This window comes from Leptospira meyeri, assembly GCF_004368965.1.
GTDB lineage: Bacteria > Spirochaetota > Leptospiria > Leptospirales > Leptospiraceae > Leptospira_A > Leptospira_A meyeri.
In genome coordinates, this window is record NZ_SORO01000001.1 from 1,276,198 (window position 1) to 1,290,263 (window position 14,066).

General features: G+C 39.7%; 13 protein-coding genes. 9 read left to right on the top strand and 4 right to left on the bottom strand.

What is annotated here, in order from left to right:
- Nucleotides 1-39: 39 nt before the first annotated feature.
- The 3 genes from sppA to CLV96_RS05990 are packed head-to-tail and all read left to right on the top strand — an operon-like array spanning nucleotide 40 to nucleotide 3,182.
- Nucleotides 40-1,038: a signal peptide peptidase SppA gene (sppA, locus tag CLV96_RS05980; protein WP_035983988.1), complete on the top strand. Its 999-nt coding sequence runs from the start codon at nucleotides 40-42 to the stop codon at nucleotides 1,036-1,038.
- A gap of 19 nt (nucleotides 1,039-1,057) precedes the next feature.
- Complete coding sequence (locus CLV96_RS05985; protein WP_004787323.1) at nucleotides 1,058-2,485, top strand: MBOAT family O-acyltransferase; 1,428 nt, start codon at nucleotides 1,058-1,060, stop codon at nucleotides 2,483-2,485.
- The gene (locus CLV96_RS05990) at nucleotides 2,451-3,182 is read left to right on the top strand and encodes a hypothetical protein (protein ID WP_004787487.1); all 732 of its coding nucleotides are present in this window, start codon (nucleotides 2,451-2,453) and stop codon (nucleotides 3,180-3,182) included. Before CLV96_RS05985 ends, CLV96_RS05990 begins: the two co-directional genes overlap by 35 nt.
- Before the next feature lie 58 nt (nucleotides 3,183-3,240).
- Here CLV96_RS05990 and CLV96_RS05995 read toward each other — a convergent pair whose 3' ends face one another.
- From CLV96_RS05995 to CLV96_RS06005, 3 genes are all read right to left on the bottom strand, one after another.
- Entirely contained in the window at nucleotides 3,241-3,681 is a 441-nt protein-coding gene (locus tag CLV96_RS05995) for a hypothetical protein (protein WP_004786667.1), read from the bottom strand.
- Nucleotides 3,682-3,999: 318 nt separating this feature from the next.
- Nucleotides 4,000-6,417, bottom strand: coding sequence for a penicillin-binding protein 1A (locus CLV96_RS06000; protein ID WP_004787484.1), 2,418 nt, complete (start codon nucleotides 6,415-6,417; stop codon nucleotides 4,000-4,002).
- Nucleotides 6,418-6,421: 4 nt separating this feature from the next.
- A complete protein-coding gene (locus CLV96_RS06005; RefSeq protein WP_040917292.1) occupies nucleotides 6,422-7,375 on the bottom strand; it encodes an MBL fold metallo-hydrolase in 954 nt (317 codons plus the stop codon).
- A gap of 58 nt (nucleotides 7,376-7,433) precedes the next feature.
- Between CLV96_RS06005 and CLV96_RS06010 the strand changes: the two genes are divergently transcribed.
- From CLV96_RS06010 to glyA, 3 genes are read left to right on the top strand one after another with little or no spacing between them, the layout of a single operon-like run.
- A complete protein-coding gene (locus CLV96_RS06010; protein ID WP_035984015.1) occupies nucleotides 7,434-8,258 on the top strand; it encodes a rhomboid family intramembrane serine protease in 825 nt (274 codons plus the stop codon).
- On the top strand, nucleotides 8,255-9,127 hold the full coding sequence (locus CLV96_RS06015; RefSeq protein ID WP_004786827.1) for a lipoate--protein ligase family protein: 873 nt from the start codon (nucleotides 8,255-8,257) through the stop codon (nucleotides 9,125-9,127). The genes CLV96_RS06010 and CLV96_RS06015 overlap by 4 nt, the downstream gene beginning before the upstream one ends.
- Nucleotides 9,124-10,374, top strand: coding sequence for a serine hydroxymethyltransferase (glyA, locus tag CLV96_RS06020; protein ID WP_004784932.1), 1,251 nt, complete (start codon nucleotides 9,124-9,126; stop codon nucleotides 10,372-10,374). The genes CLV96_RS06015 and glyA overlap by 4 nt, the downstream gene beginning before the upstream one ends.
- Here glyA and CLV96_RS06025 read toward each other — a convergent pair.
- Complete coding sequence (locus CLV96_RS06025) at nucleotides 10,371-11,162, bottom strand: NRDE family protein (protein ID WP_004787632.1); 792 nt, start codon at nucleotides 11,160-11,162, stop codon at nucleotides 10,371-10,373. The two genes, glyA and CLV96_RS06025, sit on opposite strands and share 4 nt — an antisense overlap.
- A gap of 116 nt (nucleotides 11,163-11,278) precedes the next feature.
- Here CLV96_RS06025 and CLV96_RS06030 point away from each other — a divergent pair, with 116 nt between their 5' ends.
- The 3 genes from CLV96_RS06030 to CLV96_RS06040 are packed head-to-tail and all read left to right on the top strand — an operon-like array spanning nucleotide 11,279 to nucleotide 14,065.
- Nucleotides 11,279-11,890: a DUF4254 domain-containing protein gene (locus CLV96_RS06030; RefSeq protein ID WP_004787684.1), complete on the top strand. Its 612-nt coding sequence runs from the start codon at nucleotides 11,279-11,281 to the stop codon at nucleotides 11,888-11,890.
- Nucleotides 11,887-12,945, top strand: a complete 1,059-nt coding sequence (locus CLV96_RS06035; RefSeq protein WP_081581556.1) for a glycosyltransferase family 9 protein — start codon at nucleotides 11,887-11,889, stop codon at nucleotides 12,943-12,945. The genes CLV96_RS06030 and CLV96_RS06035 overlap by 4 nt, the downstream gene beginning before the upstream one ends.
- A 40-nt stretch (nucleotides 12,946-12,985) precedes the next feature.
- Nucleotides 12,986-14,065 carry a hypothetical protein gene (locus CLV96_RS06040; protein ID WP_004785783.1) on the top strand — a complete coding sequence of 360 codons (1,080 nt, stop codon included), beginning with the start codon at nucleotides 12,986-12,988 and terminating at the stop codon, nucleotides 14,063-14,065.
- The last annotated feature ends 1 nt before the right edge of the window (nucleotide 14,066 follow it).

Below are 14,066 nucleotides of genomic sequence, written 5' to 3' on the forward strand. Positions count from 1 at the left end.
ATGATTGAAGTCATAGTTTGCGATCTTAGAAAGGTTTGTATGCCTTCAAGAAAGTCTTTTCTATTCGTTTGTGTCGTTCTGCTTTCGGTTCTCTTTACCGAATCTTGTGTTATTGGAAACAGTATGAACCTGTTTCCGCAAAGTGGCAAGGCTGATTTCGAAGAGAAACTCATAGCCGGAAGAGATCAAGAAAAAATCGTGATCATCTCCATCGAAGGAATGATTACGGATGATGCCAAGGATTCATTTTTCGGCCCGCCGACCGAATCCATGGTCGCAAGGATCAAAGAATCCTTAAAATATGCGGAACGTGATCCAGACGTCAAAGCAGTGATATTAAAAATCAACTCACCAGGCGGAACCGTAACAGCAAGCGATATCATTTACCAAGAAGTTTTGAAATTTAAAAATAGAAAATCCATTCCTGTTTTTGCAGGATTTATGGATACCGCCGCAAGTGGAGCCTATTACATAGCAATGGCCACCGATGGAATCGGTGCTCACCCAACAACTGTTACAGGTTCAGTGGGAGTCATCATGTCAGGGATCAATGTAAAAGAAGGATTGGATAAAATTGGAGTCAAAGATCAGTCTTTTACCTCTGGCCCAAACAAGGCTCTTGGTTCACCTATTTCAGAAATGACTTCAGAACAAAGAAAAATTCTTCAATCTATCATCGACAGTTTGTATGGCAGGTTTTTTGAAGTAGTCAAAAAAGGAAGACCGAACGTAGCAGAAACTCGACTCAGAGAAATCTGCGATGGAAGAATCTTCACAGCAGAACAAGCAAAGAAAGAAGGTATGGTTGATTTCATCGGATATTTTGATGATTTTGTTTATCAGATCATGCAGCACCCTAAATTCCAAGGAAATCGACACGGAGATCCACGGGTGATCACTTACCAAAGAGGAAAAGGCAGAGTTGATAACATTTACCAAGCCACTGATATTAATAAAAATCCGTTTTCTTTAGGAATTGCAGATAAAATTTTAGGAACGGGAACCAATGCTAAATTTCTTTATCTTTGGGATCTATAATTTCAAGGCCAACTAATCAATGTTATTTAATTCTATTCCTTATTTACTTCTTTTTGCGTTTACTTATTTAATTTACTGGAATATCCCACAAAAAGGAAGAAAACCATTACTTGTTACTTCTTCCTTAATTTTCTATGCTTATTTCAGTTTTCCTTTTCTGTTTCATTTCCTTTTGGTGATTTTAGTCAACTATGGATTTAGCGAATGGATTTTTCGCAAAAAAGACAAAGGAGAATCCTATCAGCATTTACTCTTTGCCATCGTTGCGTTAAACCTAATCAATTTAGGATTCTTTAAGTATTTCTACTTTATCACTGGATCCTTGTTTTCTTTGACAGGTTATCCCGCATTTAAAGAAATTTCAGGCTCTTGGAGTATATTCTTACCTCTAGCGATTAGTTTTTATACCTTTCAAATCATTGCAGTGCAAGTGGACATTCACCGGGGGATCATTGAAAAAAGAATGTCTGCTGTGGACTATTTTTTATTCATTCTTTTCTTTCCGCAATTGATTGCAGGTCCAATCATGCGGTCGCAAGATTTTTTACCGCAGCTCGACCATCCTACAATCGATTCAGATCGAATGAAAAAAGGTTTGTTTCTCATCATTGGTGGTCTTTTCAAAAAAGTAATTATCGCTGAAAACATAGCACCCATCATTTCACCGATCTTTATGGATCCCGCAAAATTCGATAGTTTTTCTATTTTTTTTAGTGTGATCGCATTCGCAATACAAGTGTACTGTGACTTTTCTGGATACACGGATATGGCACGTGGTTCTGCAAATTTACTAGGATATGAGATTCCAGAAAACTTCCAAGGGCCATTTTTCTCACAGTCTTTCCGTGAACTTTGGTCGAGATGGCATATCACACTTTCTTCCTGGTTACGTGATTATATTTACATTCCACTAGGTGGAAGTAAAGGTTCCATCTTTCGTTCCAACATAAACTCTTTTATCACTATGTGCCTCGGCGGGCTTTGGCATGGTGCCAACTGGGCATTCGTATTTTGGGGTGCTTATTTAGGGGCACTCATCTGGGTGGAAAGATCATTGTATTTAGGTCGAGGGAAAAAGAAATTTTTACCAGATACTCTTCCATTTGTGGGAATCATTCGAACAATTGTTGTGTTTATCATATTTACTTTTTCGGGTGTTTTCTTTCGAGCAGCGGCCCGGGGTGAAGAATCTATGACGGTAGCTTTTGAAATTTTCAAAGGTGTTTTAACATTCCGCAATACGGGTGAAACTTTAAGCCGAGTGGATGAACTTCCTACTTTCATTGCCTTGGGACTGATGTTCAACTGGTTTCAATATTCAAACTATGTGTATGAAAAACTAAAACCTTATCAAAATATTCTCCTTCCTATTCTATCAGTAGTCATTCTACTTTTGCTCGGAATTTTTGGAGATGGTGGGCAAGATTTTATTTACTTCCAGTTCTAAATCCTTACTTCAAAAAAGTAAAGTAGGCAACAAACAAATGGGCAGAAGAGTTCCTTTGACTCTTCTGCCCATTTGTTTGTTATTCCTTAGTATCCATTGTGCACCCAAAATAGATTGGATCCGTGCACTTCCTACGGATCTTCCTCGAGATACAAAGATTTCTTTAGGTGTCTATGTCAGACCAACGGAAAAAAAATCACCATATAACTCAAAACAATTCCATTTGTATTGGAAAGAAGAAATCCACCTCCAACAAAACTCTCAGTTTGTGAAAACCTGGAGTGTATGGAAGGTTTACGAGGATCATTCAGAATTCCATCAAAAAGAAGGATTGGGTACATTTGAAAAATCTGGAGAGTGGGTTTTACTTAAAACAAACTCAATTTCCGAAGTGGAATGCGAATCAACCAAAAAAGATAAAACAATCCCTCAGAGAAAAGATTGGTTCTCCTTGTTTCCGTGTTCACTTCAAACTCCAAAATCCAATCGCCGAATAGAACATCGTTTGTTGTATTATTATGACGGGAAATCTCTTTATCCCTTACAATTTGAGTCAGGTTATCATGAAGCGGATTTTGGGATTGCGTGGGAATCCGATCTACCTTACACAAGATCTAGTTTGTTCGAAAAAGCTAGGCTGAAATACGGAAAAAAAGAATTCCAACCCCACGTGTACAACCACGTGAAGTTGGATTGATTCGAAGAAGAATCAAAAAAGGGTAACCATCTCTAGAAAGAATCATTACATACAGTTTTTATCTGAGTGCCACCACAGCACAAGCGCGGGCATATTCTTTGTATTCTACATTTGCCTTTTGTTCGAATTTTGTAATCCCGTGTTGACGAAAAGCTTCACTCGCTTTTTTGGCATGTGTGGATGCTTCACAAAAGTTTCCCGCCTTTGAGTGTGCCTGGCTTGCAAGGTATTGGATGGAAGCAAAACTCTTGTGTTCGCTCATTCCAATTGCTTCTCTAATTTTAATTGCTCTCGAATAATGTCCGGATGCTAAATCAAACTCGCCCATCACCTCTTCTTCACTTGCAAGTTTCACAAGTTCATTTGAGATCGCAGTGAGCGTTTCTTTATCATATTGGTTGATGAGGGAATCCAGGTCTTCATTCATCAAAGAAGACTCTCCAGCTGAAATGGAAGCGGTAAGTGCCAAAACTAGAATGGTTAGAATTGCCTTTTTCATATTCCCTCCGAACCAACGGTTCTATTAGTTTAATGCAACTATCGTGCCAGGCACAAAGTGGCCTAAACACAGAGAGATTGCCAAACAAAGGGATAACCAATGAGAAAACAGGAGTGTATTTGCTTAAAAAGTACGCAAAATGTAGAATTGGAAATAAATTCTGCTGCCGAAAGGGAAACTGACTGAAAAAGGATAGCCGCTTACTTTTGTGCCTTGGTTTCCTTGGTAAGCGAGTTGCCAAACCGAGTGTATGAAAAAAGAAAGTCACTTACTTTTGTGAGCTACTTTCCTGTGACAAAGCAAAGGTATAAGGTTCGTTTATTTCAATTCCTCATCAGAGATTTCCAACTCTCTTTGGAGAAAGTCGGTTAGATCCATCGAGCGGTAGTGATCACGGTCCCCGTCACACTGCCGCCCACCTGGAACAGCAAGAGTGCGACCTGCTATGGTAATTGGTTTTAAAAATAAATTTCCAGTCAAAGGACAGTTGGGTCCAGGAGAAAGTCCATTAAAAGCACAAGTGGCACCTTTGACCACATCAGCAGGTATTTCCTCTGCTTTTCCATTCGGATAGAATACGGGGTATGGGCCTTCGTTGTACCAACGAGAGTACATCTTCCCCCAAATCGGGGCAGCAACACCTGCGGCAGTAACACCTTTACCAAGGGAAAGTGAGGATTTATCGAATCCCATCCAAACAATGGATGTGTATTTTGGATCAAAGCCTGCATACCAAACATTGGTATAAGAGGAAGTAGAACCAGTTTTTCCACCGGACTCGCCCTTATAATTTCCTTTATCAGAAGCACGAAGAGCTTGGGTTGGTGTTCCACCCATAGCAACACCAATTAACATTTGCTTAATGATATAAGCAGTTGCTTCAGGAATGATTTGAATCGTCCCGTTTTTTGCTTCCTCCGCAAGAGTCTCTTGGACTTCCTTCTCTTTATTATAAACAACAGAACCACTTTGATTCAAAACATAACGAACGCTAAACGGAATTACATCTTTTCCTTTATTTGCTAAAATAGAATAACCCAATGCCATTTCATAGGGAGTTAACTCCGCCACTCCGAGAGCCAATGCAGGACCAGTAGGGAACCTGGATTTATTTGCTTTGGTAACTTTGGATGCAAAATCAATGACAGCATCAGTTCCAGTTCTCATCAGTACCTGAACAGAAACAATATTAAGAGATAAGGATAAAGCACGAGAAAGCGGAACCATTCCTCTAAAATCACCAGAGATATCCTGTGGAGAATAACCTTCCCCTTCTTCGGTGATTGTTGTTAAAGGTGCATCCATAATTCCAGTGCCAGAACCAACTGCTCTGTTTTGAATTGCTGCAGCATAAACAAATGGTTTGAATGCAGAACCAGTTTGACGTCTCGCTTGCATAGCGCGGTTAAATTGATTTTTAGGGGAAAATCTGGATCCACCCACCATCGTTTGGATATAACCAGTTTGGTGGTCAATCGTGACGATGGCACCTTCAACATGTAAGTTGGAAGAAAATACAAGAGAAGACCTTTGAAATTCTTTGACTGCGGAACTTTCGTTTTCAGAAGGAGTGAAATCGGTCAAAAGTTCCAACGCAGGTGCCATTTCTTTTTCTAAATGAAGCCGAAATACTTGCCTATCATCCAAACTTGTAACGTAAGGAACACCAACGGGAAAAATTGAACCGAACAAATTGTACAAGGAAACTAGGCCCCTATCAGCTCTTCCCACATAACGGAAGTTTGCACCAAAAGCATATTTATCTTGTTCGATAAGACCTTTCCTAAGTTCTTCTTCTGCAATCTCTTGTTTTCTAACATCAAGCGTTGTATAAACTCTTAATCCGCCAGTGTACAACGCCTCTTCTCCTAGTTCTTTCTCTAGAATTTGGCGCACCCATTCCGTAAAATAAGGAGCTCTATTGAGTTTTGCACCCCATGTGGAACGAGAAGGAGATTGTGTGATCACAACTGGCCAGTATCTTTCCCAAAATTCATCGTGGATTTTTTGAACTTGGTCTTTGGGAATAAAACCATTTTTTGCCATCAGCCCCAAAACCACCAGATGAGCCTGTTTTGCTTCTTTGGGGTTTTTGAAAGGAGAATACGTTACAGGTGCTTTGGGAAGTCTCGCAAGCATGGCAGCTTCGGCAATGCTCAAATCTCTAACATCTTTTTGGAAATAAACATTAGCTGCAGAAGAAAGACCAGTGGTTCCATGTCCTAAATAAATTAAGTTAAAATAGATTTCTAAAATTTCTTCTTTAGTATACTCTTGTTCAATTTGCAAAGTGAGGAGTGCTTCTAAAAACTTACGTCCAAATGTTTTTTTCCTTTGTTGTAAGATTGTTTTTGCAAGCTGTTGGGTAAGAGTAGATCCACCTTGGACAATCCGTCCGGCAAAAACGTTTTTGATGGCAGCACGAACAATGGCTAAAAAATCAATACCAAAGTGATTGAAAAAATTATCATCTTCTACTGATAAAAATGCATGAATGACATGAGGAGGAATGTCGCTGTATTTTAGTAATTCTTGTTTGTGGCGATACAGTTCTGCGAACAAAACTCCATTCGAATCGTAGAGTTTGGTAGGAGTGGTTGGTTGATAAGATGCCAACTTTTGTAACTCCTTTCCTTTATTTACCTCAGAAAGTATGTATCCAAAAAAGAATCCGCCAAGGAGCGCAATACTAAAGAAAGTAGTGATTGTAATTCGAAGTGTTTTTTCTTTGTTCATGGTCTTATAGGTGGAAGCGTAAACCTTCCCTTGCTAAATGAATTTTTAATTTTTTTTCGCCTAACTGTTCTTTGTGGAGTTTGGCATCCTTATAAATTTCGTATATTTTTTCATCTGAATAACTTGGTTCATGATGTGTTAGGACTAAGTTTTTTACGCGCCAGGATGTTGCACAATTCACTGACATAGTGTAGGCGGTATGCCCCCAATCAAACTTGGAAAAAGATTCATCTAAAGTATATTGGGTATCTAATATAAGTAAATCAGCATCTGCAAAGAAAGGTTGGCATTCATGGATTAGATCCATATCTGCTCCCGTAAATTCCGCATCAGTGGCAAAAATAAAAATTTTACCGGCTCTATTGGTAAACTTATACGCAAAAGACCCCCCCGGATGTTTTAAAGGATAACATTCCACCTTCATCCCAGATCCAAATTCTAAAACATCCCCAGGAAAGAAGAGTTTGAAATCTTTCGCAGATCCGGTTCCATCCAAGGGAACTGGAAAAAACTCAGGTTCTTGTTGTTTTTGCAAACGGGATTCTAAATCGGAATAAGGAGAGTAAAAATTAAGGAGGAAGTCAGGGAAATAGATGGGCTTAAAGAAAGGGAGTCCTTGGATATGATCCCAATGGGTGTGCGTGATAAAGAAAGAGACTGTCCTTTTTAATTTGTTGGAAAGATAATCGGAGACAAGTTCATCTCCCAAATTCCGAAGCCCTGTTCCCATATCCAAAACAAAAACTTCGCCATCATCATCGGTGACAGAAACACAAGTTGTGTCAGATCCCGTGACAAATTTGAGATGGTATGGGAGGTCTTGCCAGAATTCATCGGCCGAAACACCAGCCCCCGATTGCCGATAGAGGTCCAGAATATCGATAATTTTTTTGCGGTAGTCTTGGTTTCGGAGGGGACTCGCAATGGAGCCGCGGACTCCGTAGAGTTGCACAATCACTTCCTCGATGCTAGGAAATCGACTTTCCTTGTCACTCAAGATTTGCGACCTTGAATTTATGGCCTCTCGTTACCCAGGATATGAACTCCGATTTGGACCCCCAATGGTTCCCGTTGTACGCACTCTCATCATCATAAACGCAGTAATATTCCTTCTGCAGATGATAACGAAACTGGCTTTCCATTCTCCCATTCTAGAACTTTATTTCGGCCTTACCCCGGAACTGGTTTTCAATGGTTGGGTCTGGCAACTCCTGAGTTATGCCTTTCTACACGGGAGTTTTTTACATATTCTGTTTAATATGCTGAGCCTTTGGATGTTTGGTTCAGAACTTGCCGAGAATTGGGGAGAAAGAGCCTTTTTAAAATTTTATCTTTTCACTGCATTTCTTGGCGGGGTGGGTACTGTCGTTGCCCAATTTTTTGGTTTTCCCCAAGGACTAGTGGTCGGGGCAAGCGCGAGTATCTATGGACTACTCGTTGCCTATGCGATGACTTGGCCAAACCGAGAACTTCTTGTTTTTCTCATCTTTCCCATGAGAGCCAAATACTTTGTCATGATTGTAATGCTTATGGTACTGTTTGCGCAAGGGGAAAGAGTGGCCCATTTTGCTCATTTAGGAGGAGCCATTGGAGGTTTTTTCTTGATGAAAGTTTACACTGGCTGGAAAAAGAAAGTGGGTTCCCTTCCGACTTGGTCTCTCTCTCGGTATCTGCAAAAACGCAGGTTTATGCGTTACCAGGAAGAAATGGCAAAAAGAGAAAACGCAAAAACGAAAGTGGATGAACTTTTGGAAAAAATTTCCAAAAATGGGATGGATTCCCTTTCCCGAAGTGAAAGAAAGTTTTTAAACGAAGCCTCACAGAAATATTTTAACGAGTGAATTCCAACAAAATATTCTTTTTTCCAGAAATACCACCTAGGTCACCTTACTATAACTTGGCGATCGAGGAGGCAATAGCTTTAAAACTGGTTTCCGAAGGGATCACGGCAGGGGTGAGGTTATGGAAAAATCCTGATTCCATCATTTTGGGTCTTTCGGAAAATCCATTCCGAAACATCAAAGAAGAAGTGGTGACAAAATACGAATCGGTTGCAAGGACTGTTGGGTTTCATAAAAAGCCAAAACCTAATTTTTGTTATATTGCAAGACGAGCTTCCGGTGGGGGGACGGTCTTTCACTCGCTTTCAGGAAATATCAATTACTCTCTCTATTTTAATTTGGATGAGAGGAAGGATCTTTTTCCTGTCAAAGATTCGTATGATATCCTCCTTGGAATTGTAGCAAAGTCCTTGGGAAGACAAAACATCCAATGTTTTCCAAAAGGGAAATCCGATTTGGTTCTGGAAAAAAATGGAATCTATAAAAAGATTTCAGGAAACGCTCAATTTCGAAAACGGAATTGTATTGTCCAACATGGAACACTCATTTTGGAAGATCGATTAATTGAACGTGTGGCAGAAGTCCTGTACCACCCTCCCGAAGAACCTGACTATCGTAAAGAAAGAAGTCACAAAGAATTTCTTACCTCCCTTCCCAATTTTTTTTCTGAAAAGGTTTGGGCAAAAGATCTTGTTCGGGAAGTTTTTTCTTATTTAGGAGAATCTGAGCCAGAGGATTTTTCAAAAATTTCCTTCTTTGGCTCTGACTTTTCTACTTTTCGGAAACACGTGCTCCAAGAATCTGAATCTATTCGCAAGAAGAAATACCAAAATCCAGAATACACACTTCATAGAGAAATTCCAACATGAGTTATTTAGAAAAACAAGATCCAGAAGTCTACGCCGCTTTAAAAAAAGAAGACGAACGCCAAGAACATTCCCTAGAAATGATTGCTAGTGAAAACTTTGTATCCCGTCCAGTGTTGGAAGCTTACCACTCCACTCTTACGAACAAATATGCGGAAGGTTATCCTGGGAAACGTTACTACAACGGATGCGAAAACGCAGACAAGATAGAACAACTCGCAATTGAACGAGCAAAAAAAATGTTTGGTGCCGAATATGCGAATGTGCAACCACATAGCGGCGCACAGGCGAATATGGCAGTATTTCTTGCAACACTCGAACCAGGAGATAGTTTCCTTGGAATGAATTTGGCTCATGGTGGTCACCTAACTCATGGTAGTGCTGTCAACATCAGTGGAAAGTATTTTAAGCCAATCCCTTATGGTGTGGATGAAAAAACAGAAACGATCAATTATGATGAAGTGGCAAAACTCGCCAAAGAACACAAACCAAAACTAATTGTTGTGGGTGCATCTGCTTATCCAAGAACCATTGATTTTAATAAGTTCCGTGAAATTGCCAATGGAATTGGGGCCAAAATCATGGCGGATATTGCACATATCTCTGGTCTTGTAGTTGCAGGAGAACACCCAAGTCCAATAGGAGTTTGTGATTTTGTAACAACGACAACTCACAAAACTTTACGTGGACCAAGAGGAGGACTCATTCTTTCCTCCGCAGAACACGAAAAGATTTTAAACTCAAGAGTGTTTCCCGGAATCCAAGGGGGACCACTCATGCACGTGATTGCAGCAAAAGCCGTTGCCTTCGGCGAAGCTCTCAGGCCAGATTACAAAACTTATATCCAACAAGTAGTAAAGAATGCAAAAGTTCTGGCAGATACATTCCAAAAACGTGGATTTCGTGTGGTTTCTGGCGGAACAGACAACCATATTGTTCTTCTTGATGTTTCAGTAAAAGGACTCACGGGAAATGATGCTGCGAATGGGTTGGATCATGTAGGAGTGACAGTCAATAAAAATGCAATTCCTTTTGATAAAAATCCTCCTGCAGTTGCTTCAGGAATCCGACTAGGAACACCTGCCCTTACTACTCGCGGTTTAAAAGAAAAAGAAATTGAAGCAGTAGGAAATCTAATTTGTGATTACCTGGATCATTTTGGTGATTCTACTTGGGAATCCAAAGTAAAAGCAGGAGTGAAAGAAATTACTTCTGCTTTTCCAATGAAAAACTTCCGATTAGAAGACTAACTCTCGCTAAATGCTAAAACCTCTCTCCGTTCCGAATATTCATTGGAAAGCGGATCGGGGAAGGTTCTTTCCACAATCTCCACTTCTTTTTTGCCATAAAATAAAATCGTAGATGCACGAGTTCCGTAACCTGGAACACGAATTCGAATGGATGATAAATACCTTTCTCTCTCCAAACCAATCCCTGTGTCGGGCAGAAGAGAGTCTTCTTTCACAATGTCAGCATCAGAAAGTAAACGAAAGAACTCTAAAGTGACACGGGAGATCCAATTGTCATTCATCGGAATGGAATCAAACACCTGTTTCACGTTCGCCTTTAGTTTTGCCGTTTTTGGCCAAACCGTATTCCAACTCGCGTTACTCACTGCATGAAAACCTGGTAACAATTCAGATTCTTGTAATGGATCTCCTCCCACATAGTTTGCTTCTTTGCCATCATACAAAAATAAATTAAAACCTTCGAACTGGCTCGCATTAGAGAAAACTTCTGCCCTATAATTTCGAGAAGAAAGGTCCTTGGGTGATTGCAGAAAATCTAATACAAGTTTGCCTCTTGATTTTGGATGGGGATGCGAAGGATTTCGAAAATTTCTGACATTGGTAAGAAAGGAAACCTTACCTAAAGAACTCGCACCAAGCCAAGTTCCCCCTGCTTTTAAATCCTTTCCCGCAATGATTTTAGGACTCGTATCCCATAAGTGAAGGGAGGCCGTTGGCCTTTCAAAAAACTCATCTCTATTGGAGACAATGACAAGAGGGTAATCCGGATGAACCCTATATGCGATCACAACTAAGCACATCCCTGTAAAAAAAACGAAAAAAGAAGGTAAAAGAAAGCGAAAAACCTGGGAAATATTTAGATTGAACGCCAAAAACCATATTAAATCATGAATTGCAGTACATTATGAAAGCATTGGAAGCCATAAAAGCCGTCTCAATTTTCCAGGAATCCGTTCTGGATTGGCATAAAAAAGAAGCCCCTCATCCAAACCCTTACCCAGAAGGAAGTCTCGAATCGACTCTCTACCAAAAAAACCATATTGATACCATCCAATGGCACATTGAAGATGAAATCCGAAGGCCGGACATTGCTTTGGAAGAAGTAGTAGCTCTCAAACGAAAGATCGATAAACTAAACCAAGATAGAACTGATATGGTGGAAAAACTCGACGACTTTGTCATTGAGATGTTTCGTTCCATCACTCCCAAACCAGATGCGAGACTAAACTCCGAATCACCAGCTTGGTTACTAGATCGAATGAGTATCCTGGAACTAAAGATCTACCATATGGAAGAACAAGTTTCCAGAAAGGATGCGTCTGCATCAAAAGAACATATAGCCAAATGCCAAACAAAACTCGATATTCTCCTAGACCAAAGGGAAGATCTCAAAAAATGTTTGGACGAACTTTTTTCGGACTACTCACTTGGAATCAAAAGAGTAAAAGTTTATCGTCAAATGAAGATGTACAATGATCAAAATCTAAATCCATCATTGTATAAGAATCAAAAATGACAAACCTCTTAGTATTACGATTTTCGGCGATGGGAGATGTAGCTTTGATGACCCCAGCACTCATCGCCATAGCAGCAAAATATTCAAATATTCAGCTGACAGTTGTTACAAGAGGAAACTTCGCACCATTTTTCTATAATATCCCTAATCTCAATGTTCTAGGAATAAATCTAAAAAAATATAAAGGGATTCTAGGTCTCTGGAGGATGTATCGTGACATCGCCAAACTAGGTCCATTCGGTCATGTAATTGATTTACATGGTTCTGTCCGTTCCAGGTTCATTGCTTTTTTATTTCGAAGCCAAGGTGTCCCCTATTCTAAAATCATCAAAGGCCGTAGGGAAAAATTAGCACAAACAAGACGTTATAATAAAAAATTAAACCAACTTCCTCATACAGTAGAACGTTATTTAAATGTTTTTCGTAAAGCAGGATTTGATGCACCCATTCGAAAAGGTCCATGGTTAAATGTTGATGGAGAATCCAAAGTGTATGCGAGGGATTTTTTTAAATCCATTGGCATTGACAAAAAAGAAGGTCAATGGTTTGGATTCGCACCATTTGCTGGACACGAACTCAAGGAATGGAGCTTTGAAAAATGCAAACGCCTTGTGGAAGTTTTACTCGATGAATTTCCGGATTGCAACGTATTTCTGTTTGGTGGAAAGGATGAGGCAAAAGAACTAGAAATTCTCAGGAACGGCCATCGACGTGCTCATATCGTTCAGGGTGGGAATTTAGGTATCCGCGGGGAACTTGGAATTATGGATCGATTGGATGTCATGATTGGTATGGACAGTTCAAACGTGCATATCGCAGCCCTTCTCAAAAAACCAGTGATCGGAATCTATGGAACCACGCACCCACTTTCCGGATTTGGTCCCTTTGCCCAAGAAGATTCAGGTGTTTTGCAAGTGGACTTACCTTGTCGCCCTTGTTCCATTTATGGGAACACCAAGTGTTGGCGAGGGGATCATGCTTGTATGGAACTGATAGACCCATTAGACGTTGTTAGACGAATTAGACTCATTCAAAATGTAAATACACTTTGGTAGTTTAGGTTTATAGCCACTGAAGTAGGTCTTGGAGGTTTCGATGTTTTCTCGAAAAAAAGGTTTTCATTCTCCTGTTTTTCTAAAATTCAAAAACCAGATTTTCACTCATCGAAATCATTTTAGTTTTAACAGAAAAAAAACAGTTATTATTTCCTTATATTTATTTTTTTCCTTATTTGGACATTCACAAGTTTGGTCAGAAGAATTTTCTTCTGAATTCCAACCTGTTTTCCTTCCCTCTCCCAACAAAGCCGATTACGATGAACAAATCAAATGCCAAGACTTGTATTGTAAAAAGATATCTTATACCGAAGACGGAACCTACCTGGATGAAGTTTGGTTAGAGCTAGGAAAAAACAGCGGTAAGGTAGTAGTCGATTTATTAGACCATCCACTTTCATTCAGTGAATCCAAAATGGATGATCTCACAGAATACTTGCGTGAAATAGCCAAACGTGATGGTCATGTGAGTTTAGAACCATTTTATATTGCAACGAGAGGTTTTGGTGTCACTGATGTCCCAATCATCAAAGATTTATTTGGTCTCAGTTACAATTTATACAAACGAATTCGTTCAGTAATAAAATTTGGAAGGATGGGTCACTACAATGCAAAAATTCTATACCATCCCTCCACTGGGAAGGTGTTACAAGTTTTTTTCTTCCATAAAAATTATGGAAATTTATGTAACACGGTGTATTCCACTTGCGATCGAATTGAATACATAGATGATACACTTTTTGATAAACAACTATCAATGCGACTGGAAAACGCCACCTCACGCGGAATCGAAGTTAGGTTCAACCAAACTCCCGCCACCCTTCCTGTAATGAAACTGGATATTGGAAATTTACTAGACACCAATCGTTCAGCAAGGTTATACAAATGGCTTATCATTGCAAAAAAAACAGAAACAAAAACGGTAAGTAGAGAAAGATTTCTTAGTGTAGAACTAGCGATCAAAGCTCTAGACTATACCCTCAGTGCTTATGAAATTGTAGAAGCAGTGCAAATGTATTTACCGGCTCGTGCCAAACAAGCCGAAGTTGTTTACGAAGATACGGAAGAAGGTCGAATGCTTCGGTCCGTTATTTTTTATCCAGTTCAAGACAAGGAATGAA

Bases quoted from the DNA above. Each gene is read 5' to 3' on its own strand.
- sppA (WP_035983988.1), top strand. From the start codon at position 40: ATGCCTTCAAGAAAGTCTTTTCTATTCGTTTGTGTCGTTCTGCTTTCG.
- CLV96_RS05985 (WP_004787323.1), top strand. From the start codon at position 1,058: ATGTTATTTAATTCTATTCCTTATTTACTTCTTTTTGCGTTTACTTAT.
- CLV96_RS05990 (WP_004787487.1), top strand. From the start codon at position 2,451: ATGGTGGGCAAGATTTTATTTACTTCCAGTTCTAAATCCTTACTTCAA.
- CLV96_RS05995 (WP_004786667.1), bottom strand. From the start codon at position 3,681: ATGAAAAAGGCAATTCTAACCATTCTAGTTTTGGCACTTACCGCTTCC.
- CLV96_RS06000 (WP_004787484.1), bottom strand. From the start codon at position 6,417: ATGAACAAAGAAAAAACACTTCGAATTACAATCACTACTTTCTTTAGT.
- CLV96_RS06010 (WP_035984015.1), top strand. From the start codon at position 7,434: ATGGCCTCTCGTTACCCAGGATATGAACTCCGATTTGGACCCCCAATG.
- glyA (WP_004784932.1), top strand. From the start codon at position 9,124: ATGAGTTATTTAGAAAAACAAGATCCAGAAGTCTACGCCGCTTTAAAA.
- CLV96_RS06030 (WP_004787684.1), top strand. From the start codon at position 11,279: ATGAAAGCATTGGAAGCCATAAAAGCCGTCTCAATTTTCCAGGAATCC.
- CLV96_RS06035 (WP_081581556.1), top strand. From the start codon at position 11,887: ATGACAAACCTCTTAGTATTACGATTTTCGGCGATGGGAGATGTAGCT.
- CLV96_RS06040 (WP_004785783.1), top strand. From the start codon at position 12,986: ATGTTTTCTCGAAAAAAAGGTTTTCATTCTCCTGTTTTTCTAAAATTC.